General features: G+C 67.3%; 19 protein-coding genes. 5 read left to right on the forward strand and 14 right to left on the reverse strand.

From position 1 onward, the window contains the following. Positions 1–3: 3 nt before the first annotated feature. Together AC5Y3Z_RS02975 and AC5Y3Z_RS02980 are read right to left on the reverse strand one after the other, a co-directional pair. A complete protein-coding gene (locus AC5Y3Z_RS02975) occupies positions 4–834 on the reverse strand; it encodes an SDR family NAD(P)-dependent oxidoreductase (RefSeq protein ID WP_473139199.1) in 831 nt (276 codons plus the stop codon). Continuing rightward, entirely contained in the window at positions 831–1,427 is a 597-nt protein-coding gene (locus AC5Y3Z_RS02980; RefSeq protein ID WP_463827537.1) for a TetR/AcrR family transcriptional regulator, read from the reverse strand. The genes AC5Y3Z_RS02975 and AC5Y3Z_RS02980 overlap by 4 nt, the downstream gene beginning before the upstream one ends. A 43-nt stretch (positions 1,428–1,470) precedes the next feature. On the opposite strand from AC5Y3Z_RS02980, the gene AC5Y3Z_RS02985 reads away from it, so the two are divergent. The 3 genes from AC5Y3Z_RS02985 to AC5Y3Z_RS02995 are packed head-to-tail and all read left to right on the forward strand — an operon-like array spanning position 1,471 to position 5,071. Beyond that, positions 1,471–2,589: a phosphotransferase family protein gene (locus AC5Y3Z_RS02985; protein ID WP_473139200.1), complete on the forward strand. Its 1,119-nt coding sequence runs from the start codon at positions 1,471–1,473 to the stop codon at positions 2,587–2,589. After that, the gene (locus tag AC5Y3Z_RS02990; protein WP_463827535.1) at positions 2,589–3,704 is read left to right on the forward strand and encodes an Rv3169 family protein; all 1,116 of its coding nucleotides are present in this window, start codon (positions 2,589–2,591) and stop codon (positions 3,702–3,704) included. The genes AC5Y3Z_RS02985 and AC5Y3Z_RS02990 overlap by 1 nt, the downstream gene beginning before the upstream one ends. Positions 3,705–3,724: 20 nt before the next feature. After that, positions 3,725–5,071 carry a flavin monoamine oxidase family protein gene (locus AC5Y3Z_RS02995; protein WP_473139201.1) on the forward strand — a complete coding sequence of 449 codons (1,347 nt, stop codon included), beginning with the start codon at positions 3,725–3,727 and terminating at the stop codon, positions 5,069–5,071. Here the strand turns inward: AC5Y3Z_RS02995 and AC5Y3Z_RS03000 are convergent. Then, entirely contained in the window at positions 5,066–6,025 is a 960-nt protein-coding gene (locus tag AC5Y3Z_RS03000) for an alpha/beta fold hydrolase (protein ID WP_463827533.1), read from the reverse strand. The two genes, AC5Y3Z_RS02995 and AC5Y3Z_RS03000, sit on opposite strands and share 6 nt — an antisense overlap. Before the next feature lie 135 nt (positions 6,026–6,160). Here AC5Y3Z_RS03000 and AC5Y3Z_RS03005 point away from each other — a divergent pair, with 135 nt between their 5' ends. Continuing rightward, positions 6,161–7,480: a flavin monoamine oxidase family protein gene (locus tag AC5Y3Z_RS03005; RefSeq protein WP_473139284.1), complete on the forward strand. Its 1,320-nt coding sequence runs from the start codon at positions 6,161–6,163 to the stop codon at positions 7,478–7,480. Between the two features lie 4 nt (positions 7,481–7,484). Here AC5Y3Z_RS03005 and AC5Y3Z_RS03010 read toward each other — a convergent pair whose 3' ends face one another. Genes AC5Y3Z_RS03010 through AC5Y3Z_RS03020 form a run of 3 tightly spaced genes read right to left on the reverse strand, consistent with a single transcriptional unit; the run spans position 7,485 to position 9,449 of the window. Then, positions 7,485–8,357, reverse strand: a complete 873-nt coding sequence (locus tag AC5Y3Z_RS03010; RefSeq protein ID WP_473139202.1) for an amidohydrolase family protein — start codon at positions 8,355–8,357, stop codon at positions 7,485–7,487. A gap of 6 nt (positions 8,358–8,363) precedes the next feature. Next, a complete protein-coding gene (locus tag AC5Y3Z_RS03015; RefSeq protein WP_473139203.1) occupies positions 8,364–8,741 on the reverse strand; it encodes a nuclear transport factor 2 family protein in 378 nt (125 codons plus the stop codon). 9 nt (positions 8,742–8,750) lie between these two features. Next, the gene (locus tag AC5Y3Z_RS03020; RefSeq protein WP_463827776.1) at positions 8,751–9,449 is read right to left on the reverse strand and encodes a potassium channel family protein; all 699 of its coding nucleotides are present in this window, start codon (positions 9,447–9,449) and stop codon (positions 8,751–8,753) included. 166 nt (positions 9,450–9,615) lie between these two features. On the opposite strand from AC5Y3Z_RS03020, the gene AC5Y3Z_RS03025 reads away from it, so the two are divergent. Beyond that, positions 9,616–11,112, forward strand: coding sequence for a potassium/proton antiporter (locus AC5Y3Z_RS03025; RefSeq protein ID WP_463827530.1), 1,497 nt, complete (start codon positions 9,616–9,618; stop codon positions 11,110–11,112). Here AC5Y3Z_RS03025 and AC5Y3Z_RS03030 read toward each other — a convergent pair. The 8 genes from AC5Y3Z_RS03030 to AC5Y3Z_RS03065 all read right to left on the reverse strand — a co-directional run bounded on the left by AC5Y3Z_RS03030 (position 11,109) and on the right by AC5Y3Z_RS03065 (position 22,060). Then, complete coding sequence (locus AC5Y3Z_RS03030; protein ID WP_473139204.1) at positions 11,109–11,801, reverse strand: acetoacetate decarboxylase family protein; 693 nt, start codon at positions 11,799–11,801, stop codon at positions 11,109–11,111. The genes AC5Y3Z_RS03025 and AC5Y3Z_RS03030 overlap by 4 nt on opposite strands. Continuing rightward, on the reverse strand, positions 11,798–12,652 hold the full coding sequence (locus AC5Y3Z_RS03035) for an SDR family oxidoreductase (protein ID WP_473139205.1): 855 nt from the start codon (positions 12,650–12,652) through the stop codon (positions 11,798–11,800). The genes AC5Y3Z_RS03030 and AC5Y3Z_RS03035 overlap by 4 nt, the downstream gene beginning before the upstream one ends. A gap of 38 nt (positions 12,653–12,690) precedes the next feature. Further along, positions 12,691–14,055 (reverse strand): hydroxysqualene dehydroxylase HpnE, encoded by a 1,365-nt coding sequence (hpnE, locus tag AC5Y3Z_RS03040; protein ID WP_463827527.1) that lies wholly within the window; start codon positions 14,053–14,055, stop codon positions 12,691–12,693. Between the two features lie 42 nt (positions 14,056–14,097). Next, positions 14,098–14,424 carry an STAS domain-containing protein gene (locus tag AC5Y3Z_RS03045; RefSeq protein ID WP_463827526.1) on the reverse strand — a complete coding sequence of 109 codons (327 nt, stop codon included), beginning with the start codon at positions 14,422–14,424 and terminating at the stop codon, positions 14,098–14,100. Beyond that, positions 14,424–18,572 (reverse strand): SpoIIE family protein phosphatase, encoded by a 4,149-nt coding sequence (locus AC5Y3Z_RS03050; protein WP_473139206.1) that lies wholly within the window; start codon positions 18,570–18,572, stop codon positions 14,424–14,426. Before AC5Y3Z_RS03050 ends, AC5Y3Z_RS03045 begins: the two co-directional genes overlap by 1 nt. Positions 18,573–18,627: 55 nt before the next feature. Further along, on the reverse strand, positions 18,628–20,070 hold the full coding sequence (locus AC5Y3Z_RS03055; protein ID WP_473139207.1) for an MFS transporter: 1,443 nt from the start codon (positions 20,068–20,070) through the stop codon (positions 18,628–18,630). A 99-nt stretch (positions 20,071–20,169) separates the two neighbouring features. Further along, positions 20,170–20,556, reverse strand: a complete 387-nt coding sequence (locus tag AC5Y3Z_RS03060) for a nuclear transport factor 2 family protein (protein ID WP_473139208.1) — start codon at positions 20,554–20,556, stop codon at positions 20,170–20,172. Between the two features lie 64 nt (positions 20,557–20,620). Continuing rightward, on the reverse strand, positions 20,621–22,060 hold the full coding sequence (locus AC5Y3Z_RS03065; RefSeq protein WP_473139285.1) for a WS/DGAT/MGAT family O-acyltransferase: 1,440 nt from the start codon (positions 22,058–22,060) through the stop codon (positions 20,621–20,623). Positions 22,061–22,069: the final 9 nt, after the last annotated feature.

The raw sequence follows: 22,069 nt of genomic DNA on the forward strand, positions 1-22,069 counted from the left end.
GATTCAGACTGTGAACGGTGTGAAGCTGCCATCGAGCACCTGGTGGTGACCGATGGTGCGGCCGGTGACCTCGCCGGGGTCGACGTGCGTCAGTTGCACAGCGGCCTGGGCGAATTCCTCGGCGGAACTCACGTCGTCGAAACCGCGCGCGTAATAAGACAGCCCCGGCGTCATGATCGGCTTGGACGGCGCCAGGGTGTTGACCGCAATGTGGTAGTCGGCCAGGTCGAACGCCGCGCACTGGGTCAGGTGTTCGAGGGCGGCTTTGGAGCCGCCATATCCCGGCAGCACCCCGGCGCCGCGGTCGGCGTAGGGTCCGTCGCCGGGCAGCCGCGAGGCGATCGAGGTGATGTTGACGATCGATCCGCCGCCAGCCTCGATCATGTCCGGGCAGACCAGTTGCATGAGTTCGTATGCGGCGAAGATCGAGATCTCGAAGTGCCGGCGATAGGCAGCCAGCGGAACACTGACGAAGCCCGGCCAATCGGGCTTGGGCGCTGTGTTGGCCGCTTTGGCGCGACGCTGCGCTCCCGGCCGGCCGGGAGCGGTGAAGGCGGCGTTATTGATCAGGGTCGTGATGGGCCCGAGGGCGTCCCGCGCCTCGGCGACCACCCGGCCGATGTCGTCACGGTCGGTCAGATCGGCCCGCACCGCCACCGCCCGGCCCCCGGCCGATTCGATCTCGGCCACCGTCTCGCCGATGGTGCCGGGCAGCCGCTCGTCCCAAACCGCCTCGGTGCGCCCGACGACGGCCACCGGGGCGCCGTCGGCGGCCAGCGCCAGCGCGATCGCCCGTCCCAGCCCGCGACTGGCACCCGTGACGATCGCGGTCACCGGTTGACCCCGTGCACGACGATGGCGGTGGTCTGGTCGACCCAGGCGTCGTCCAACTCCGGATACAGCAGCACCCTCAGCATGGTGGCTCCCCCTATCAACTCGATGAGCCGGCCCGGATCGACGTCGGGATGGGCTTCGCCGCGTTCGATGGCCTCGCGCAGTCGCACCCGGACCGCCTCGAAAAGGCCGGCGAACCGGGCCATCACCCGTGCGTTGAGTTCCGGGTCCGCGGTCATGTCCGCCATGAGCCCGGGCAGCGCAGCGCGCACCACGGGTGTGGTGAAGATGTCGCGCGTGGCTTCGAACATCATCCGAATGTCGGCGGCGAAGTCCCCCGCCGGCGTTTCCAGGGCAGTCGGCGCAACCGGAAAGGCAGCCTCGTGAACCAGCTCGGCCTTGCTCGACCACCTTCGGTACAGTGCCGACTTAGTGGTTCCCGCCCGTTCGGCGACCGCGGCCAGGCTCAGATTCGAATACCCGATCTGCACAAGCAGTTCCGAGGTCGCCGACAAGATGGCCGAGTCGATGCGCGGATCGCGCGGCCGCCCGGCGCCCGAGGCCTTGTCAAGGGATGGCAGGTCTGCTTTCATAACGCTACCTACCGTATCGTAATTATCTCGCGAAGGAAGCCTCGTGGCCAATGAACCGGCGGTCGAAGATGTCGGCCGCATGCAACGCTCGAGCCGCGACACCACCACCGTCCCGCAACTGATCTCGCAGTGGCTGTCGACCGTGTTGCCGGTGGCACCGGACATCACCGTGGAGAGCGGTGTCGACTCCACCGGCATGTCCTCGGAGACCATCATCTTGACCGCGCGATGGGCGGACCAAGAGCAGAAGCTGGTGGCCCGGGTCGCACCCACCAACCAAGACGTCCCGGTGTTTCCGACCTATCGCCTCGACCACCAATTCGACGTGATCCGCAAAGTCGGCGAACTGACCGACGTCCCGGTTCCGCGGATGCGCTGGATCGAGAACACCGGGGAGGTGTTGGGAGCACCCTTCTTCCTGATGGACTACGTCGAGGGCGAGGTGCCGCCCGACGTCATGCCTTACACGTTCGGCGGCAACTGGTTCGCTGACGCGCCGGCCGAGCAGCAACGCAAACTGCAGGATGCGTCGGTCGGGATTCTGGCAACGCTGCACTCGATCCCGGAGGCGGACAAGACGTTTGGCTTCCTGACGGAGGGTCTCACCGGCGATACCGCTCTGCGCAAACATTTCAGCTGGGTCAGGTCCTGGTATGAGTTCGCTGTCCCCGATATCGGCCGCTCGCCCTTGGTGGAGCGCAGTTTCGAATGGCTGCAAGACAATTGGCCGGAACAGGCCGACACGCGTGAGCCTGTCTTGCTGTGGGGCGACGCCCGGGTGGGCAACGTCTTGTACCGGGACTTCACTCCGGTGGCGGTGCTGGACTGGGAGATGGTGACGCTGGGCCCGCGGGAACTGGATGTCGCCTGGATGATCTTCGCGCACAAGGTTTTCGAGGAACTCGCCGGCCTGGCCACGCTGCCGGGACTACCGCAGGTGATGCGCGAGGAAGACGTCCGCGACACCTATGGTCGGCTCACCGGCGTACACCTCGACGACCTGCACTGGTTCTACGTGTATTCCGGCATCATGTGGGCCTGTGTCTTCATGCGCACCGGAGCCCGGCGCATTCACTTCGGCGAGGCCGAAAAGCCCGATGATGTCGAATCGCTGTTCTACCACGCCGGATTGATGAAACGCCTTATCGGAGAGGACAACTGATGCTCGGCCCGCTCGACGAGTACCCGGTACACCAGATTCCCCAGCCGATCGCCTGGCCGGGCTCCTCGGACCGCAACTTCTACGATCGCTCCTACTTCAACGCCCACGACCGGACCGGTGACATCTTCGTGATCACCGGCATCGGCTACTACCCCAACCTCGGTGTCAAAGACGCGTTCCTGCTCATCCGGCGCGGCGACATCCAGACGGCGGTGCACGTGTCCGACGCCATCGACCAGGACAGGCTGCATCAGCATGTCAACGGCTACCGGGTAGAGGTCGTCGAACCGCTGCGCAAGATCCGGATCGTGCTCGACGAAACCGAAGGCGTCGCAGCCGATCTCACCTGGGAAGGCCTATTCGACGTCGTACAGGAGCAGCCGCACATTCTGCGGACGGGTAACCGCGTCACGCTCAACGCACAGCGCTTCGCCCAGCTGGGCAGTTGGAGCGGACAGCTGTCGATCGACGGCGACGAGATCACCGTCGACCCCTCGGTGTGGATCGGCAGCCGAGACCGGTCCTGGGGTATCCGGCCGATCGGCGAGGCCGAACCGGCGGGGCGCCCGGCCGACCCGCCGTTCGAAGGCATGTGGTGGCTCTACGTTCCGATCGCGTTCGAGGACTTCGCGATCGTGCTGATCATCCAGGAGGAGCCCAACGGGTTCCGTTCGCTCAACGACTGCACCCGGGTATGGCGCGACGGGCGGGTCGAGCAGCTGGGCTGGCCGCGGGTGAAAATTCACTACCGCTCCGGCACCCGGATCCCGACTGGCGCCTCCATCGACGCGACCGCCCCGGACGGCACCCCGGTCCACGTCGACGTGGAGTCCAAACTCCCGGTCCCGATCCACGTCGGCGGCGGCTACGGGGGCGACTCGGACTGGCTGCACGGGACGTGGAAAGGCGAGAAGTTCGTCGAGCGACTGACCTACGACATGACCGACCCCGCCATCATCGCCCGGTCCGGTTTCGGTGTCATCGACCACGTCGGGCGCGCGGTGTGCCGCGACGGTGACGGAGATCCGGTGGAAGGGTGGGGCCTCTACGAGCACGGCGCGCTCGGACGCCATGACCCGTCGGGATTCGCCGACTGGTTGACGGTTGCCCCCTAGCGTGCGGTTCACTGGACAACGTGACAAACCCACCGTGGAATGTCGACGTTGTGGTGGTGGGCGCCGGCTTTGCCGGACTGGCTGCTGCCCGTGACCTGACCCAGCAGGGCCACGATGTGCTGGTATTCGAAGGCAGAGACCGTGTCGGGGGCCGCTCCTTCACCGGCAACGTCGCGGGTCTGCCCGTCGATATGGGCGGCTCGTTCGTCGGCCCCACCCAGGACGCGGTGCTGGGATTGGTCGCCGAACTCGGGCTGCCGACCATCCCGACCTTCCACGAAGGCAAGAACGTCATCCACTGGCGCGGCGCAGCGCGCGCCTACAGCGGCACCATCCCGCGACTGTCGTTGCTCGGCCTGCTCGACATCGGCCGCCTGCAATGGCAGTTCGGGAGACTTTCCCGTACCGTCCCGGTTTCCCGGCCGTGGGAGGCCAAGCGGGCACGCCAACTGGACAGCGTGTCCCTGGGCCAATGGTTGCGCATGGTGCACGCCACCGAATCTTCGCGCGACCTGATGGCGATCATGTCCCGGGTGACCTGGGGGTGCGAACCCGACGACGTCTCGATGCTGCACGCCACCCGGTACGTGCGGGCCGCCGGCGGACTGAACCGGCTGCTCGACACCGAGAACGGTGCGCAGCAGGACCGGTTTCCCGGCGGCACCCAGCAGGTCGCGGAATTCGCAGCGGCCGAATTGGGCTCGCGCGTCGTCCTGGACGCACCCGTCCGGCGCATCGAACGACACGGGTCGGGGGTCACCGTCACCTCCGATCAGGGCCAGGCCGAGGCCGGTTTCGTCATCGTGGCGATCCCGCCGGCGCACCGCCACCACATCGAATTCACCCCGCCGCTGCCGCCCGACTACGCCGAACTCGCCCAGCACTGGCCGCAGGGCCGCCTGAGCAAGGCTTATGCAGCGTATGAGACGCCATTCTGGCGGGCGCAGGGTTTCTCCGGCTCAGCGCTGCTCGACACGGGTCCGGTGTTCATCACATTCGACGTCAGCCCGCACGAAGACGGACCGGGCATTCTGATGGGTTTCGTCGACGCCCGCGCCTTCGACTCCCTGACCACCGACCAGCGCCGCCGCGACACCCTGCGCTGCTTCGCCTCGCTCTACGGCGACGAAGCGCTCAAGCCGCTGGACTATGCCGACTACCGTTGGGGCACAGAAGAATTCGCTCCAGGGGGTCCTACCGCCGCGGTGCCGCCGGGGTCGTGGACGAAGTACGGCCGGTTGCTGCGGGAGCCGGTCGGCCCCATTCACTGGGCCGGTACCGAGACCGCCGACGCATGGACCGGATACTTCGACGGCGCCGTCAGCTCCGGCCAGCGGGCCGCCGCAGCGGTCGCCGCGCTGTTATGAGCTGATCAGTCGAATTCGATCGTGCCGCGCCCGCACCGATTCGGCGAGTCCGCGCAACTGCCGGTTCAACTCGTCGGGCTGTTCGAGCATCGAGCAGTGACCGCCGGGCAGTTCCACGAGACCGACGACATTCGGAGCGGTGGCCGCGAGCAACCGGGACTGGCTGATCGGCGTCAACCGGTCCCGCTTGCTGCCGACGACCAGCGTCGGCACCGTCAGGCCGTCCAGGCTGAGGTGGCGAGAACCCATCTCGTGCATGAGCATTCGCGCGCAGCCGCCGCGACCGGCGGGCGTGGTCTGGGCGAACAGTTCGTAGACCAGCTTGACGATCCCGGGGTCGGCGTCGGCGCCGGTGGCCATCATCGCGACCATGTATTGGCTGGGAATCCGGACCGCATTCGGCAGCGGCAAGCCGCCGATGGCGTTGATCAGCGTCCGGCCGGCGATCACCCGGGCAGGTGAGAGACCCGCAGGCACCGACAGCAACCTGATCTTGGACAACAGATCACCGCTGGCCGTATTGATCAGCGCGACGGCGTCGGCACGCCGGGTGACCTTGTGGCGGTACCGCTGCGACCACGCCTGAATGGTCATACCACCCATCGAGTGCCCGGCGATCAACGCACGCTCGTGCGGAGCCAGGGTTGCTTCCAGCACGCAGTCGAGGTCGGACGCCAGGTGTTTGAGGCTGTACCCGCCGCGGCGGGGCACGCCGCTGCGGCCGTGACCGCGGTGGTCGAAGGCGATCACACGGTATTCGCCCGCCAGGTCGGCGATCTGGTAAGTCCAGGCGCGGATGGCACACACGAATCCGTGCGTCAGCACGATCGGATAGCCGTCCTCGGGCCCGAACACCTCAGCGTGCAACCGGGTTCCGTCTGCCGCGCGGACCGTCAGGGGACGGCCCGGCGGCATCGCATCAGCTACGGACTGGGTGTTCCTTCGAGCACTCATCGCAGCTCCCCCCTTGGCGGCGGCACCGTTGCCGCCCTCCGGTCCTGGCGAGTTTACCTGACCGTAATGTGCGCTCTGTCACATTCGCAGAACACAATCGGGTAACGGCGTGAGACCCTCACAGTCGTGTCCCGGATGTCCCGGCGGGAGTTCTTGGCGGCGACGGCGCTGGTAGCGGCGGGTTGCGCGCCGCATCGGCACCCGACTTCCCCCGACTCCAAGTCAGTGCTGGTCGTCGGCGCCGGGATGGCCGGCCTGGCTGCGGCGCGCACCCTGCAAGACGCCGGCCGGCCGGTCCGGGTCATCGAAGCCCGTAACCGGATCGGCGGGCGGGTCAGCACCATTCGCGACTGGCGTGTGCCGCTGGAAATGGGGGCTTCGTGGATCCACGGGACCACCAACAACCCGTTGGTTGAACTGGCCCAGCAGGCCCACGCGCACGTCGTGCCGACCGACTACGACCACGCTTCGAAGCTGACCATCGATCCCCGATTGCCGCCGTTGACGTACGACGCGACGACCTGGCGCACGCTGGTCTCCGACGCCCGCGACGACGCCGACGGGGGCAGCCTGGGTGCCGCGATCAGCACTGCGGCCCACGGACTCTCCGACGTCGAGCGCGCCGAGTTGGCCTACTACGTCACCACCGACATCGAAGACGAGTACGCCGCCGACGCCGACCAGCTCTCGGCGGCGACGTTCGACCTGGGCAGTTACACACGCGGTCCGCAGTCGGTGATCACCAGCGGCTACGACGCCCTGCCCCGGCAACTGGCCGACGGACTCCACATCACCTTGCGGTCACCAGTGAAATCTGTTACCCGACAGGGTAATTCGGTGACGATACATGCCGCCGGCCAGACGTTCGAGGGGCCGGCCGCCATCGTCACCGTTCCGCTCGGCGTCCTGAAAGCCGGGAGCATCACCTTCGAGCCGCCCCTGCCCGACGGACACGCCCACGCGGTGAGCGCCTTGGGATTCGGCGTCTTGTCCAAGAGCTATTTCCTTTTCTCACAACGCAATTGGGATCAGGAGAACGCCTTCTTTCAGTATCTGGGTTCCGAGCAGGGGATGTGGGCGCAGTGGTTCACGCTGCCGGCCAGCGCCGGCCCGGTGGTGTTGGCCTTCAACCCAGGTGAGCGCGGCCGCCGGGTGGAGTCCGCCTCCCCCACCGAGTTGCTGGCCGGCGCGATGCCCATCGGACGTCGGCTGTTCGGCGCCGACGTGACCGAGGTCCGCTGCTCAGGTTGGACGCGTGATCCCTACGCCCTGGGTTCATACTCCTACCACGCACCCGGGTCCGGGCCCGATGACCGCCGCCGACTGCAGGAGCCCGTCAGCGACCGGCTCTACCTGGCCGGTGAGGCGATCGGGGTGGACAACCCCGGCACGGTGCACGGGGCGCTGCAAAGCGGGCGCCGGGCGGCCACCGAATTGCTGCGCCGGCTGGGCTGAACACTCAGCTGAACAGTTCGAACGCATTGTCGTGCAGCACTTTTCGGCACCACTGGTCACCCAGACCCAGCCTGGTGATCGACTCGATGGAGTGGTGGTACGGGTAGGGGATGTTGGGAAAATCGCTACCGAAGAGCACCTTGTCGCCCAGTTCCTCCAGCCGTGGCAGCTCCCGGCGCGGAAACGGGTGCAGCTGCTCGGTGAAGTCGGTGAACACCATCGTCGTGTCGAGATAGACCCCGGAGAACCGCTGGGCAAGGTCAAGGAACTCCCGATATTCGGGCATGCCCAGGTGGGCGATGATCAACCGCAACGACGGGTGGCGCTCCAACACCTCGGCCACCGGGCCCGGACCGGTGAAAGTGCCTGGCGCCGGGCCGGATCCGGCGTGGATCACCGTCGGGATCCCCGCTTGCTCCAACGCCGCCCAGACCGGCGCCAACAGCGGATCGGTCGGCGCATAGTCACCGACCTGCACATGGGCCTTGAACACCCGCGCTCCGTCACCGATCGCGCGTGTCACGTACTCGGCGGCGGTGGGTTCGGGGTAGAAAGTCGCGGTGTGCAGGCAATCCGGTGTGATGGCGGCGAATTGGGCCGACCAGGCGTTGAGCCACGCGGCCATGTCCGGCTTGTGCGGGTACACCAGCGAGGAGAACGCCGCTACCCCGAAGTCCCGCAACGTCGCCACCCGCGCTTGCTCGTCGAGGCGATAGGCGACCGGCCACGGCCGGCCGGTCAACGGGCCGACTCCGTCGAAGTACGCCCACACTTTGTCGAGCACCCGCTTCGGCATGAAATGGGTGTGGACGTCGATGATGGCGGCCAGGCCGACGTCGTCGAGCAACCGGCGCACGACGGCGCGCTCGGTATCCACGGACGCTCAGTACCCTTCCAGCGCGGCGACGCCACGCCAGCTCGGCCAGGTGGTCTCCCAGACCCGGTGGATGCGCCCGTCGAGATAGGCCGCGATCAGCACCACCTCGATGCGGGTCGGCCGCTCGCCCGGACGCGATGTGGTGATCCACACCCGGCCGGCGACCCGGTCGGGCGCTTCCACCCAGGCTTGCTCGTCATACTCGACCGCGTAGCTGATGGCGGTCTGGTAGAGGTGCCGGTGGCTTTCGTGGAACTCGGCGTAACCCTGGGTCATCCCGTCCGAGCACATCACGAAGTCGGGGTGATAGTAGCGCTCGACCAGGTCGGCGTTCTTGGCGACGACCATGCGCTCGAACATCTCACGCAGCGCGGCAACGGACATCGGGGGTCCTCACCAGGCGTCGTGACGCATCGGCATCCGCGGTGACGGCTTGATCCTGTTGACGGCGGCCCACAGGGCACGTTCCCGGGCGTTGTCGGCGATGAACAACAATTCGTCGCCCCCCTCCAGCACGTCGTCAGGACCGGGTGCGATGACCTGATCGCCGCGGACCACGGTGACCAGGGCGGTGTTGTGCGGCAGGTCCAGCTCCTCGACCCGCTGGCCCACGGTGGGGTTGTCGTCAGGCAACGTCAGCTTCGTCAGGGCGGTCCGGCCTTCCCGCAGTCCCATCAGCCGCACCAGGTGTCCGACGTCGATGGCACCCTCGATGCCGGCGACCATGGCGCCCGGCGTCGAGACCGCGACGTCGATCCCCCAGGCCTGGCCGAACAGCCATTCGTTGCGAACGTCGTTGATCCGCGCCACCACCCGGGGCACGCCGAACTCGGACTTGGCCAGCAGGCCCACCACCAGGTTGGCTTTGTCGTCGCCGGTGGCGGCGATCACCACGTCGCACAGGTGCACCCCCGCCTCCTCCAGCGAGGCCATTTCACAGGCGTCGGCGTTCAGCCAGTCCGCATCCGGGACCTTGTGCGGCTCGAAGGCCCGCCGCTGGCGTTCGATCAGCAAGACCTTCTGGCCGGCGTCGAGCAGCTCCTGTGCGACCGAACGGCCGACATTGCCCGCCCCGGCAATACCGATCCGCAGTTTCCGTGTCGTCACGCAATCATCTTTGCGTATGGCGTGAGGGTGAGCACGTCCCGCGGCGAGGTGAGCGACGAACGGCCTCGGACTGATTTACTGACATGACGCCGGAATCGGCATCCTCGTCGTACCAACCGCGGTAAGCGCCGGTCGTGTTGAACGGGAAAGAATGACTCTGGAACAGCTGTACCTGACGGTGTCGGTTGGCGGCCTGGTGCTGCTGGCCAGCATTGTCGGCACCCGGGTGGCCACCGTCGTGGGCTTCCCCAGCCTGCTGCTCTACCTGCTGGTCGGTGTCGCGATCGGCGAGGACGGGTTGGGGCTGGAGTTCGACAACGTGGTGCTGGCCCGCAACGTGGGGACTGCGGCGCTGGCAGTGATCCTGGTCGAAGGCGGTCTGACCACCAGATTCAGCGACATCCGCAAGGTACTGGCGCCGGCGGGCACCCTGGCCAGCCTCGGCGTGGTGATCAGCACGCTGGTGACCGCGGTGGGCGCGCATCTGCTGCTGGACATCGACTGGCAACTGGCGCTGCTGCTCGGCGCCATCGTGTCCTCCACCGACGCCGCGGCGGTGTTCTCCGTACTGCGAGTGCTGCCGCTGCCGCGGCGCATTGCCGGGCTGCTCGAAGCCGAGTCGGGATTCAACGACGCGCCCGGCGTGATCCTGGTGCTGATGTTCAGCGTGGTGCCCTTCGTGTTCGAACCGGAGGGCGCGCTGAGCCACCTGGTCTATGAACTGCTTGGCGGATCGGCGATCGGGGTGGTCGTCGGTTACCTGGGGGCCTTGGGGCTGCGCCGCATCGCGCTGCCCGCATCGGGCCTGTATCCGATCGCGACGTTCGGACTGGGCATGGTCGCATTCGCCGCCGCCGGCGACGCCCACGCCAGCGGATTCATCGCCGCCTACCTGGCCGCCGTGGTGTTGGCGAACTCGGGACTGCCGCACCGCTCGGCGACCCGGTCGTTCGCCGAAGGCGTGGGCTGGCTGGCGCAGATCGGGCTGTTCGTGCTGCTCGGGTTGCTGGTGGACCCCAGTGAACTGGCGGTGGACGTGGTGCCGGCGATCGTCATCGGACTGGTGCTGCTGCTGGTGGCGCGGCCGCTGTCGGTGGTGGGGTCGCTGGTCTGGTTCCGGGTGCCGTGGCGCGACCAGGTTTTCCTGTCCTGGGCGGGGCTGCGCGGCGCCGTGCCGATCGTGCTGGCGACGTTCCCGATCGTGGCCGGGGTCCAGGGCAGTCAGCGCCTACTCAACGTTGTCTTCGTGCTGGTCGTGGTCTTCACCCTGATCCAGGGTCCCAGCTTGCGCCCCATCGCCCGCATCCTGGGTCTGATCTCGCGGGAGGCCACCCGGGAAATCCAGGTCGAGGCCGCCCCGCTGGACATGCTGGACGCCGAGCTGCTGACCATGACCGTGCAGCGGCCCTCGCGGCTGCACAACGTGACCATCCTGGAGCTGCGCCTGCCCGACCCGGCGGTGATCACACTGATCATCCGCAACGGCCACACCTTCGTCCCGGAGCCCGATACCCGGATCGCGGCCGGCGACGAACTGATGATCGTCACCACCAGCAAGACCAGGGCGGCCGCCGAAGCACGGCTGCGCGCGGTCAGCCGCCGCGGCAAACTCGCGCACTGGTTCGACGAGTACGGCGAGATCGACTAGAAGCGTGGCTCGCCGAGGGTGAAGGTGGCGTCGTGGATGTAGACGCCGGCATGCAGACCGGGGCGCAGCCAGGTCGGTAGCGGTCCGGCCGAGGAGACGCCGACCGTCACCAACGCGGGCCGTACCCGGCCGGCGAAGATCAGCTCCGAGTCACCGACCCGGCCGTCGGCGAACTGCTGGCGCGCCGACGCCTTGAGCTTCAGAGGTATCGCCGGACCCTTCACCCGCGGCTTGGCGCTGACCGACCAGGACACCTCGTCGCTGCCCTCGCCGGTGATGAGCTCGCCGTCGGCCAGCTCGCCTTTGAAGCGGGCCAGCGTCTTGGGCATCGCCCAGTTGGTGCGGCCCCCGACCAGGCTGGACTCCGAATCCACCGACATGAAGGCCACGTTGCCCCACGGCCGCAGGCCGGTGCGGGAGGCGACCATGCCGAGCACCTCGTCGTACGCGCCGACGGGGGTGTCGGTGTAACGGACGAAGGCTCCCACCGTGGCCAGCGCCGGGCTGCCGGCCATGGCCGGCGGCAGAGCCGCCGCTGCGGCGCGCCCTCCGCGTCCCAGCCACAGCAACGCCGAGCAGCGACACTCCCAGGGGGCCGGCGCCGCGTTGTCCGGCAACGTCGCCACCAGCGCCGCACTGAGCGCTGTCTCCGGCACGCCGCGCAATCCGGTCAATTCGATACGGCTCATTCCTGCTCCTTCTCCGGTCGCCCTTCGAGTTTTGCCTGGTAGGCCGCCCGTTTTTGGCGATCCAACCCCGAGGTGACCTTGTTGCCGCCGGACAGCCGGAAGGCCGTGTCGACGATGGCGCTGGGCATCGAGGCCGTTCCGCGGGAGACCAGACCGACCAGCTTGGGGACGAACACCGTCCGGGACGCGCCCTTGCGAAGTTCGTCGACCACGGCCGTCGCGACGTCCTCCGGGTCGATCACCAGGAACCGCTCCAGCAATCCCGGGGCGGCCATCCCCGCGATCAGCTCGGTGCGCACGAAGCCCGGGCAGATCGCCGAGATGTTGACCCCGCTGCCACGCCACTCCTGCCGCAGCGCCTCGCTGAAACCGACCACCGCGTACTTGGCCGCACAATAGGTCGCCGCGTTCGGCGACGCCAGCGTGCCCATCACCGACGCGATGTTGACGATGTGGCCCGATCCGCGCTGCGCGAAGCGGGTACCCGCCAGCCGGGTTCCGGTCAGCACACCAAGGACGTCGATCTCGATGGTTCGCCGGGTGACCCCGGGGCTCTCCTGCAGAAACGGCCCGATCGGCATGATGCCCGCGTTGTTGACCAACACGTCGAGGCCGCCGAGCTGCTCGGTCGCCCGATCCAGAAACGTCTCGAACGCGGCCTCGTCCATCACGTCGAGGTGGTAACCCGTTGCCGCGCTGCCGAGTTCGGTTGCGGTCGCCTGCACGGCGGCCTCCTGCACATCGCCGAGCACCACCCGGGCGCCGGCGGCGATCAGCGCCTCACCGATAGCCCGTCCGATGCCCTGCGCGCCACCGGTGATGGCAACCCGTCGTCCCTGCAGTCGAGCCATGGGGTTCAGCCTGTCATATCGCCGACGGCCGGTACCGCTCACCTCCCGGGCGTGAGCGCTGAATGAACGAGATCGACTGCCCGAGCAGCACTTTGAGCCGCACCCTCCATGGTGGTCGGCCAGTCGTTGTGCGTCCAGTCCCCCGCCAGCGCGAGGTTGGGCAGCGCGGTGCGGTTTCCCGGGCGGATGGTGGACATCCCGACCCGTGAGGAGAAGGTGGCCTTGGGCCACGGCACCACGGTCACGTCCAGCACCCGGGCGTCCCGGGCGGCCGGATAGCTGGCTTTGAGCGCCTCCACCAGGCGGTCAGCCACCTCGCGGTTCTTCAGCGGCATCAGGTCGTAGGCGGCACAGGTGGTCAGCGCGTAGAGGTGGTTGCCGTCTTCGCGCGGACCGTGCATGCGGTCCCGGTCGAAGACCCAGCCGATATCGCTGTCGAGCAACGACTCCCAGGGAGCGACGGTTTCCAACGGACGGTCGAGCAGCACGTAGGCGTTCATGATCGGGATCGGCTCGAGTTGCTTGGCCGCCAGTCGGGCATCCTCCGAACCCGGCACCTCGTCCAGCAACGAACGCAGGTTCCAGGAGGGCACGGCGAGCACCACCGCGTCGGCGTCGATCGTCGAACCGTCGGACACCTGCACCCCGTCGGCTCGACCGTCGGTGACGGTGACCGACACCGCCCGGGTGCGCAGCCGCACGTCCACCCCCCGTTCGGCCATCACCCGCCGCGCACCCTCGAGGTACAGCGTCTCCAGATCGACTGTCGGATAACCGATTCGCGCTGCGGCGCTGCCACCCCGACGGACGCGGTCGGCGCCGGTGCGCAGCAGTGCCGCGAACGCGTGCGCGGAGGCCAGCTGCGGCTGTTCGTTCAACAGCCCGATCACCATGGAGTTGAGCATGATTCGCCGTACCGCGGCCGGGAAGCCGAGGCGGTCGAACCACTCCTCGACGGTGATGTCGTCCAGGGCGTCGTCGAACCGGATGACCTCGCGAACGAGTCGGCCCCACGCCGGTGCTGTCTTGAGCAGGGTGGGGATGCCCAGCCCGCGGACCCGGCCGAGCAGCATGCGTCGCGCGTGGGCCGGGCGCAGGCCGAACGTCTCGACATGCCCGCCCGGGTAACGTACGCCGAACTCGTCGGGAAACGTCAAAAACTGCCGGGTGCCAATGGATTCCAGGTAGCGGAAGATGCAGTCGTACGAGCCGGCCAGGACATGCTGGCCGTTTTCGATGGCATCGCCGTGGCCCGACGTCAGACCAATGGTGCGACCACCCAACGAACCGTTGCTCTCCAGCAGCGTCACCGCGTAGCCCAGTTCGGCCAGCCACACCGTCGCCGCCAGGCCGGCCAGACCACCGCCGACGACGACCACGTGTTGGTTCGCGGAATCACCCATCACCGAACCATAACCCGCGCGACTCAGGCTTCCCGCCGGTAGTCAGCGGGCGCCGTCCACACCGGCCGACTCGACGGTCGCGATCTTGCTGAAACCACTGACGGTGAGCACCCGGACGAGCAGCGGATGGACGATCACATGCAGATCGTCGACAGCGTCGGCGTGATCGAAGAGCGCGTTGATGCCGGCGCTGTCCACATACCTGACCGCGCTGAGATCGATCGTGATGGGCCCGCGGGTGCCGCCGTTGGCGGCGGTGAGCGCCCGTTTGAACACCACGATGTTGCTGAGGTCGATCTCACCCGTCGCCACCACCCGGGGCGTCCCGTCTGCGGCACGGTCTGTGTTGAGGCTGAGCGGTGTAGCCATTACGCGATCCTCGAGTACAGGTGAACGGTCGTGCCGGCGTCGGTGGAGTGAATGCTGAAGTCTTCCATCAGAACTCGCATCAGGGAGATTCCGCGACCACGGCTCATCCCTGGGGTGGCCGTCGGAGTTTTCCACACTCCGGTGTCGGTGACCGTGACCTGCAGGCGGTCGACCACTGCGCTCGCGCGCAGCGAGACGGTGCCCTCGGGACGGTCGCGGTGACCGTGCTCGATCGCGTTCGCGACCGCCTCTCCGGTGGCGGTGAGCACGTCCTGAATCTGGTGCGGGTCGACGCCGACCTGGGTCAGCCAGCCGCGCAGGGCAGCTCGGCTGCCGGCCAGGTGGTTGGTGTTGGCGGTGAATTCCATTGTCAGCGGGGCAGGTTGGCGATAAAGCAGCACGGCCACGTCGTCGGGATAACCACCGGTGGGTTCCAGGCCGGCCATCAGGTGGTCGGCTACCTCGTCGAGCTCCTGCGAGCGACTGTCCTGCACCAGATCGGCAGCGCGGGCCATCCCGTCGTCGAGCGATGCGCCGCGGCGTTCAACCAGCCCGTCGGTGTAGAGCAACAACGTCGCCCGCGGCGGCATCGTGATCTGCGTTTCCGGCCGCAGCCACTGCGGCCGCAGCGCCAGCGGCAGGCCGTGTTCACCGTCCAGCAACACCTTGGTGCCGTCGGCATGCACCAGGATGGGCGGCGGATGACCTGCGTTGGCGTACAACAGTTCTCCGGTGTCGAGCGTGAGTACCGCGCAGAACGCGGTGGTGCACCGGGCGCCGGGCAACTGTGCGGCGAACCTGTCCAGACCCGCGAGAGCCGCACTGGGACTTGATTGTTCGAGCAGCAGCGCGCGACATGCGCTACGCAGCTGGCCCATCACCGTGGCGGCCGCCAACCCGTGCCCGACGCAGTCACCCACAATGAGGGCGACCCGCCCGTCGTCGAGGTCGACGACGTCGTACCAGTCGCCACCGACCTGAAGCGGACGACTCGCGGGGTGGTAGCGCACGGCGATGCCGCCGGGCGGGTGCGCCGGACCGAGCATGGCGTGCTGCAGCGCCACCGCTGTTTCGCGCTGCTCGTCCAATTGGTAGACCCGCTGCAGCCCTTGTCCGAGCCGCCCGGCCAGCACCGTGAGCAACGTGTGGTCGGCGGGGGTGAACTCCCGGTTCTCGGCCAGCTGAATCCAGACGACCAGGATCCCGCGGGGCTGCTGCAGCGCGATACCCGCGCTGCCCGCCTCGTCGCTGACGGTGGTGAGCAGGTCGGCGCCGCGCAGTGACTCGATCAGTTCGCGCCGGGCCGGTGGCAGATCGGTCCACTTGACCGCGTCGCCGGCGCACACGAGCTGGGGGGCACTCCCGCGCGGGGCGTCGCTGGGGAACGTCACCGCCAGCACAGTGCGGGCCTGCCACACCCGGCGCAACTCCTCGGCCGCGCCACGCAGCGCCTCATCCAATGTATCAGCTTGCGCCAGTTGCTGATTGAGCGCAGCGAGCGCCGTCTGCCGTTGCACGAAATAGTGCTCGGCGGTGACGTCACGCATCGTGCCCACCATGACCTGGCGCCCGGTGTCCGGATCGGCGGCATGGTTGAAGCTGACCGCCACCCACACCCGGTGCCCGGCCCGGTGCACGACCGGGATGGTGTAGCCACCCTGGTTCTGGCTCAGTAGCGCCGCGAACGCCTCTCCGGCCAGTCGGTGACCCTCGGGGTCGGTCTCGGCGTCCGGCCACCACGGGTGCAGGGGCTCATAAGGCAGATCTTCGGGGCCGAAGCCGAGAATATCGGTGAAGGCAGTGTTGATTTCGATGACCGCGCCGTGCTCGTCGCAGATGAAGAAGGCTTCCTGCAAGGAGTCCACCAGGGCGGTGCGCCACCGGGCGTGGTGGGTCCGCAGGCGCGCGAGATCGACGTTGGTACGCACCCGGGCCAGCAGATCCGCGGCGACGAAAGGCTTGACCAGGTAGTCGTCCGCACCGGCCAGCAGACCCTCGACAGAAGCCTCCTCACCGGCGCGCGCGGACAGCAGCAGGACAGGCAGCGCCGCGGTACGTGGATCGTTGCGCAGCGCGGCCAGCAGCTGCAGACCATCCAGGCCCGGCATCATCACGTCGCTGATCACCAGATCCGGAAGCTGGGTGCGGATGGCTTCCAGCGCCGTCACGCCGTCACTGAATGTGCTGATCGCATAGCCCGCCGCGCCCAGCAGATTGGCCAGGTATTCACGCATGTCGGCGTTGTCGTCGGCGACCAGGACGCGGGCCCGGGCCCCTGCCACCGGAGCGGCGTCGGGCTGGTCCGGCGGGCCGGGCAGCCAGCGCAACGCTTCCTGCACAAACGGTGCGGCCACCGCGCCGGTGGCCGGGGGCGCGGCGGGTGCCGTGCTCAATTCGTCGGTGCGCAGATGACTCGCGCCGAACGGCAACCGTACGCGGAACGACGTGCCCACGCCCTCCTGGCTCTCCGCGGTGATCGTGCCCTCGTGCAATCCGACGAGTTCCTTGACCAGCGCCAAGCCGATACCACTGCCCTCGGTGGACCGGGCGCGGGCCGTTTCGATCCGGTGGAAGCGTTCGAAGAGCCGGGGCATCTCCGCTGCCGGCACGCCGATCCCGGTGTCGGTCACCGTGACGACGGCGTGGTCGTCCTCCCGGGCCACCCGGACGGTGATGGAGCCCTCGAAGGTGAACTTCAGCGCATTGGAGAGCAGGTTCAGGATCACCTTCTCCCACATCTCACGGTCCAGGTACACCGGTTCGGGCAGCGGCGGGCAGTCCACCACGAACGTCAGACCGGCCTGGCTGATCGCCGAGCGGAACACGCTGGCCAGTTCGGCGGTGGCCGTGGCGAGGTCGACGGGTTCGAACCGGGCGCGCATCCGGCCCGCCTCAATGCGCGAGAAGTCCAGCAGCGTGTTGACCAGCTTGGCCAGCCGCAGGACATTGCGGTGCACCAGCTCCAGTTCCTGGCGCGCGTAGTCGTCGACGCCGACCGCTCGGCCGCTCAGCTCTTCGACGGGCCCGAGGATCAGGGTGAGCGGAGTGCGGAATTCGTGGCTGATATTGGAGAAGAACGTGGTCTTGGCGCGGTCGAGCTCGGCGAGTGCCTCGGCGCGCTGTTGCTGCGCCTCATAGCTGCGGGCATCGCTCACGCCGGTGGCCAGGTAGCCGGCGACCAACTCCACGAAACCGCGGTAACCGTCGTCGAACTCACGGTGCCGGTTCAGCGCCGCGACCAGGAATCCGACCGGTGGGCCACCCTGTTGCAGCAGCGGCACCAGCAGTGCGCGGGTGGGCGGTTCGCGCCAGGCGCCGGACGGCAGCTGCAGTGCGGCGCCGTCCAGTTCGACGAGTTCGGATTCACCGTGCGATACCCGTTCCACGGGCCACACCGACGTACCGGACCGCGGCACGATCTCCGGTGCCGCCGGGTGCCCGGCAGCGATCCCACTGACACCGGCGAGCTGCGCGTCACCCCGGTCGTCGAACAGATAGGTGATGGTGAAGGGCAGGTCGTAGGGGTTGAGACTGAGTTGCTGAGCGGCGAAATCCAGCATCTGCCGCTCCGTGCGTCCCACGCTGGGATCGGAACCCAGGTCGCGCATCGTCGCCATACGACGCTGCGCAATCACCCGGCCGGTGTCCTCGCTGACGACACACAGCAAACCGACCACGCGCGCGTCGTCGTCACGCAGCGGGCTGTAGGAGAACGTGTGGTAGGTCTCCTCGGGGTAGCCGGACCGCTCCAGGATGAGCAGCAACGCCTCGTCCCAGGTCGACTCCTCGGCATCCAGCACGCGCTCCACGCGCGGCGAGATATCCGGCCAGATCTCGGCCCACACCTCACTGGCCGGCCGGCCCAGCGCCCACGGATATTTGCGTCCCAGGGTGTCGCGGCGGTACGCGGCGTTGCAGAAGAAAGTGAGCTCGGGTCCCCACCCCATCCACATCGAAAACTGGGACGACAAAAGGATACTGACCGCCGTACGCAGACTTTGCGGCCACTCGTCGACGGGCCCTAGTGGGGTGGAGGACCAATCGACAGCGGCGAGATCTCTGCCGATCTCCTGGTCTGCACGGAAGACCACTGGTATCCCTCTCGAGCTCTGTCCGGCCCCACCGAGCGATCGCTCATCATCTGACATTATCCGCAGCAAACCCGCACTAGCTGCTTAATGCGGTCGAAGACATACATACACCTCATTCGGTGGCAGCTGCCAGTGGGGTGGCGATGTCTTCCAGCGATTTACCCTCGGCGTCAACGGCCAGGAACCAGGCGATCAACCCGCCGGCGATCATCACCCCCGCGCCCAGCAGGTAGCCCAGGAACAGCGGCATCGACTCAGAGCCGTCGCCGATCAGCGCACCGTAGATGACCGGGCCCAGGGCGCCGAAACACTGGGCGATGGCGAAGAACACCGCAATCGCCTTCGCCCGGACCTCCAGCGGGAAGATCTCGCTGACCGTCAGATAGGCCGCACTCGCCCCGGCCGACGCGACATAGAAAATTGCGCACCAGGCCACGGTCTGAGTCAGCGCACTGAGCACGCCCGCCTTGAACAGGACAGCGCTCACCGCCAGCAGCAATCCGGACAGCAGGTAGGTGCCGGCGATCATCTTGCGCCGGCCGATCGTGTCGAAAAAATGTCCGAGTGTCAACGGTCCCAACAGGTTTCCCACCGCGAACGCGATCAGATACAACGGCGTCGACTGCGCCGGAACGTCGTAGAACTTGCCCAGCACCAGCGTGTAGGTGAAGAAAATGGCGTTGTACAGGAACGACTGGCTGATCATCAACGAGGCGCCCAGCACGGCCCGGCTCGGATAGAGCCGGAACAGCACCCGGGTCAGCGTCAGATATCCGATCTTCTCGGCGGGGAGCAGGTCGATCGCCTTCGCCGGATCGACGGGGGGCAGCGAGACGCCGGTGGATTTGATGGCGTGCTCGATGAGGGTGATGGTTTGCTCGGCCTCCTCGGCGCGGCCGTTCATCACCTGCCAACGGGGGCTTTCCGGCAGGTTCCGCCGGACGAACACGATGACCAGGCCGAGCACCGGCCCGATCAGAAAAGCTAGCCGCCAGCCCAGGCTGAGGTCGATCATCTTGAGGAAGACGAAGGTGCCCAGCGTGCCGAGGATGGCCCCGGCCCAATAGGTGCCGTTGACCGCGATGTCGACCCGGCCGCGGTAACGGGCCGGGATCAGTTCGTCGATCGCCGAGTTGATAGCGGCGTATTCGCCGCCGATGCCCATTCCGGCGATGAACCGGGTGATGTAGAGGAACAGCAGCCAGCCGAAGTTGTTGCCCAGCGTGAACGCAGTCAGGGCGCTGCCGATCAGGTACACACCCAAGGTGATGGTGAACAGATTGCGTCGGCCCAGCTTGTCGGACAGATGGCCGAAGAACAGCGCGCCGAACACCTCGCCGGCCAGATAGACCGTCGCCAGGAAACCGACCGACGCCGGCGACAGGTGCAGCGTCGCAGGTTCGGTGAGGGTCTCGGCCACCGCGCTGGCCACGGTGATCTCCAGGCCGTCCAGGATCCAGGCCACCCCGAGCGCCACCACCATGCGAGTGTGGAACGGAGACCAGGGCAGGCGGTCGATGCGGGCGGGAATAAGGCTGCGGACCGATTCCGTCACCTCACCGGGCATAGCTGTGATCGGCTCCTCGCGATTCGGCACACGTTGAGGTTCCCGTCACCGGGTGGACGAAAACATCTGTGGGCGGCCGGGGCGGAATCATTCCGCACCGAGTGGACAGCTGGCATAGACCCGCTCGCCGGTGATCAGGTCCGCGTCGTCGAAATCGAAGACTGCCCACAACCGCACCTCGAACGGTTCACCCGTCGCCGACGGGGTGCCACGCAACCAGAATTCGATCAGGACCTGGTCACCGTCCAAGTGAGTCAGTTCGATCAGTTCGTTGCGCTGATCAGGCACCATGGAGCGGCCATCTATCCAGTACCGCATCACCTCGTCGGCGCCGTCGAACACCGTCCCGTCCGGCAACTCGTAGCGGGGGTGGCTGAACGTCGCCATCGTCCGGTCCCATTCCTGGACGTTCTCGCTCTGCATGTGCTCGATGACGGTCGCCTTGCGGCGTGCCAGCCTACCGGGGTCCGTCATGGCGTCCTTTCATGAGTCGCTCAGTGCGACAATGATATTGAGGGTAACGCTGAAATCCCGGCGTTCACCCGGCCGCCGGCACCGCCGTGGCCACCGGCAGCGCCGTGCCCACCGGCGTCAGACTATCGGAAAGTCCTGCAGCACTATGCAGTTCGATGAACGAATCGATCAACGCATCGGTGGCCTCGTGCGGATCGGCCAGCGTCACATCGTCGGTCAGCACCGAGATGGCCAGCTGATCAACGTAGCTCCACACCGTGATGTTCATGCCGCTGCCAGCGACAATCGGTCCGACAGAGTAGATCTCGCTGACAACGGCGCCCTGGATGTGTCCCCGTTCCCGCGGGCCGGGCACATTCGACACGGTCAGGTTCATCACACTGGCCGACTCCACGCGGCGGGCCTGCGTCCGAAACAACCTCGGCGCCAACGATGGCGGCAGATAGGACAACCACGCCGGCAGCACCGTGGGGCCGAGCAGCTGGTGGTTCTCCTTGGCGATCTTGGTCGCGACCGACGTCAACCTCACCCGCTCCAGCGGATCGTCGACATGGACCGGCAACGACGGAGTCATGTAGGTGAACTCGTTGCCCGCCAAGCGTTCCGGCGAGGTGTTGAAGCTCACCGGAACGCCGGCGATCAACGGGGCGTCGGCCAGCCCGTCGTAGCGCAGCAACAGTCGGCGCAACGCACCGGCCACGGTGGCCAGCACGACGTCGTTGAGCGTGACGCCGAGATGCCGACCCGTCTCCTTCACATCGGCCAACGCCAGCGGCGCGGTTGCAAACCGGCGCCCGGGAGTCACCCGGTGATTGATGAAACTCTGCGGCGGCGCGAAATTGCGGGCCAGGTCGGGGTGGGTGCCCCGCTCTTTGGCTCGGCGTCGCACCCGTTGCACGCCGCCGGCCGTCTCACTGACCAGCCGGGGCAGCTTGCGGATCAACCCGGCGTGGTCCCGTGCGGCCGTGCCGAGCAGGTGTGTGCGCGTCGGCAGGTGGCCGGTGCCGGTGCGGTGCACGGCGTCCGGGTGCTCAGTCGCCATCGCCTGGGCCATCTGGTTGGCCGAGGCGACGCCGTCGGCCAGCACATGGTGAACCTTGTGGATGATCGCGATGCGGCCCTGTTCGAGGCCGTCAGCAACGTACATCTCCCACAGCGGACGAGAGCGGTCCAGCGGTGTGGCCGCGATGTGACCGATCAGTTCGTCGAGTTCACGTCGGCCGCCCGGCGCCGGTACGCGGGCCCGGCGCAGGTGGTAGTCCACGTCGATGTCCTCGTTGGTCCGCCACATCGGGTGGTGCAGCTGGAGCGGAATGTCCACCAACTGATAGCGCAGCGGCTCCAGCGCCATCAGCCGCGGATAGGCGATCTGCCGGAATGCCTCGAAACTGAAGTCCTGCTCGAAATTAGAGATGTCGAGCACGCCGATCTTCAACGTGTGCATGTGGATCTCCGGTGTCTCGCTGTACAGCATCAAGGCGTCCACACCGTTGAGTCGCTTCACATCCACTCC

This window comes from Mycobacterium sp. NGS61 (assembly GCF_059812325.1).

Bases quoted from the DNA above. Each gene is read 5' to 3' on its own strand.
- AC5Y3Z_RS02980 (WP_463827537.1), bottom strand. From the start codon at position 1,427: ATGAAAGCAGACCTGCCATCCCTTGACAAGGCCTCGGGCGCCGGGCGG.
- AC5Y3Z_RS02990 (WP_463827535.1), top strand. From the start codon at position 2,589: ATGCTCGGCCCGCTCGACGAGTACCCGGTACACCAGATTCCCCAGCCG.
- AC5Y3Z_RS03000 (WP_463827533.1), bottom strand. From the start codon at position 6,025: ATGAGTGCTCGAAGGAACACCCAGTCCGTAGCTGATGCGATGCCGCCG.
- AC5Y3Z_RS03005 (WP_473139284.1), top strand. From the start codon at position 6,161: ATGTCCCGGCGGGAGTTCTTGGCGGCGACGGCGCTGGTAGCGGCGGGT.
- AC5Y3Z_RS03015 (WP_473139203.1), bottom strand. From the start codon at position 8,741: ATGTCCGTTGCCGCGCTGCGTGAGATGTTCGAGCGCATGGTCGTCGCC.
- AC5Y3Z_RS03025 (WP_463827530.1), top strand. From the start codon at position 9,616: ATGACTCTGGAACAGCTGTACCTGACGGTGTCGGTTGGCGGCCTGGTG.
- AC5Y3Z_RS03030 (WP_473139204.1), bottom strand. From the start codon at position 11,801: ATGAGCCGTATCGAATTGACCGGATTGCGCGGCGTGCCGGAGACAGCG.
- AC5Y3Z_RS03035 (WP_473139205.1), bottom strand. From the start codon at position 12,652: ATGGCTCGACTGCAGGGACGACGGGTTGCCATCACCGGTGGCGCGCAG.
- hpnE (WP_463827527.1), bottom strand. From the start codon at position 14,055: ATGGGTGATTCCGCGAACCAACACGTGGTCGTCGTCGGCGGTGGTCTG.
- AC5Y3Z_RS03045 (WP_463827526.1), bottom strand. From the start codon at position 14,424: ATGGCTACACCGCTCAGCCTCAACACAGACCGTGCCGCAGACGGGACG.
- AC5Y3Z_RS03050 (WP_473139206.1), bottom strand. From the start codon at position 18,572: ATGTCAGATGATGAGCGATCGCTCGGTGGGGCCGGACAGAGCTCGAGA.
- AC5Y3Z_RS03060 (WP_473139208.1), bottom strand. From the start codon at position 20,556: ATGACGGACCCCGGTAGGCTGGCACGCCGCAAGGCGACCGTCATCGAG.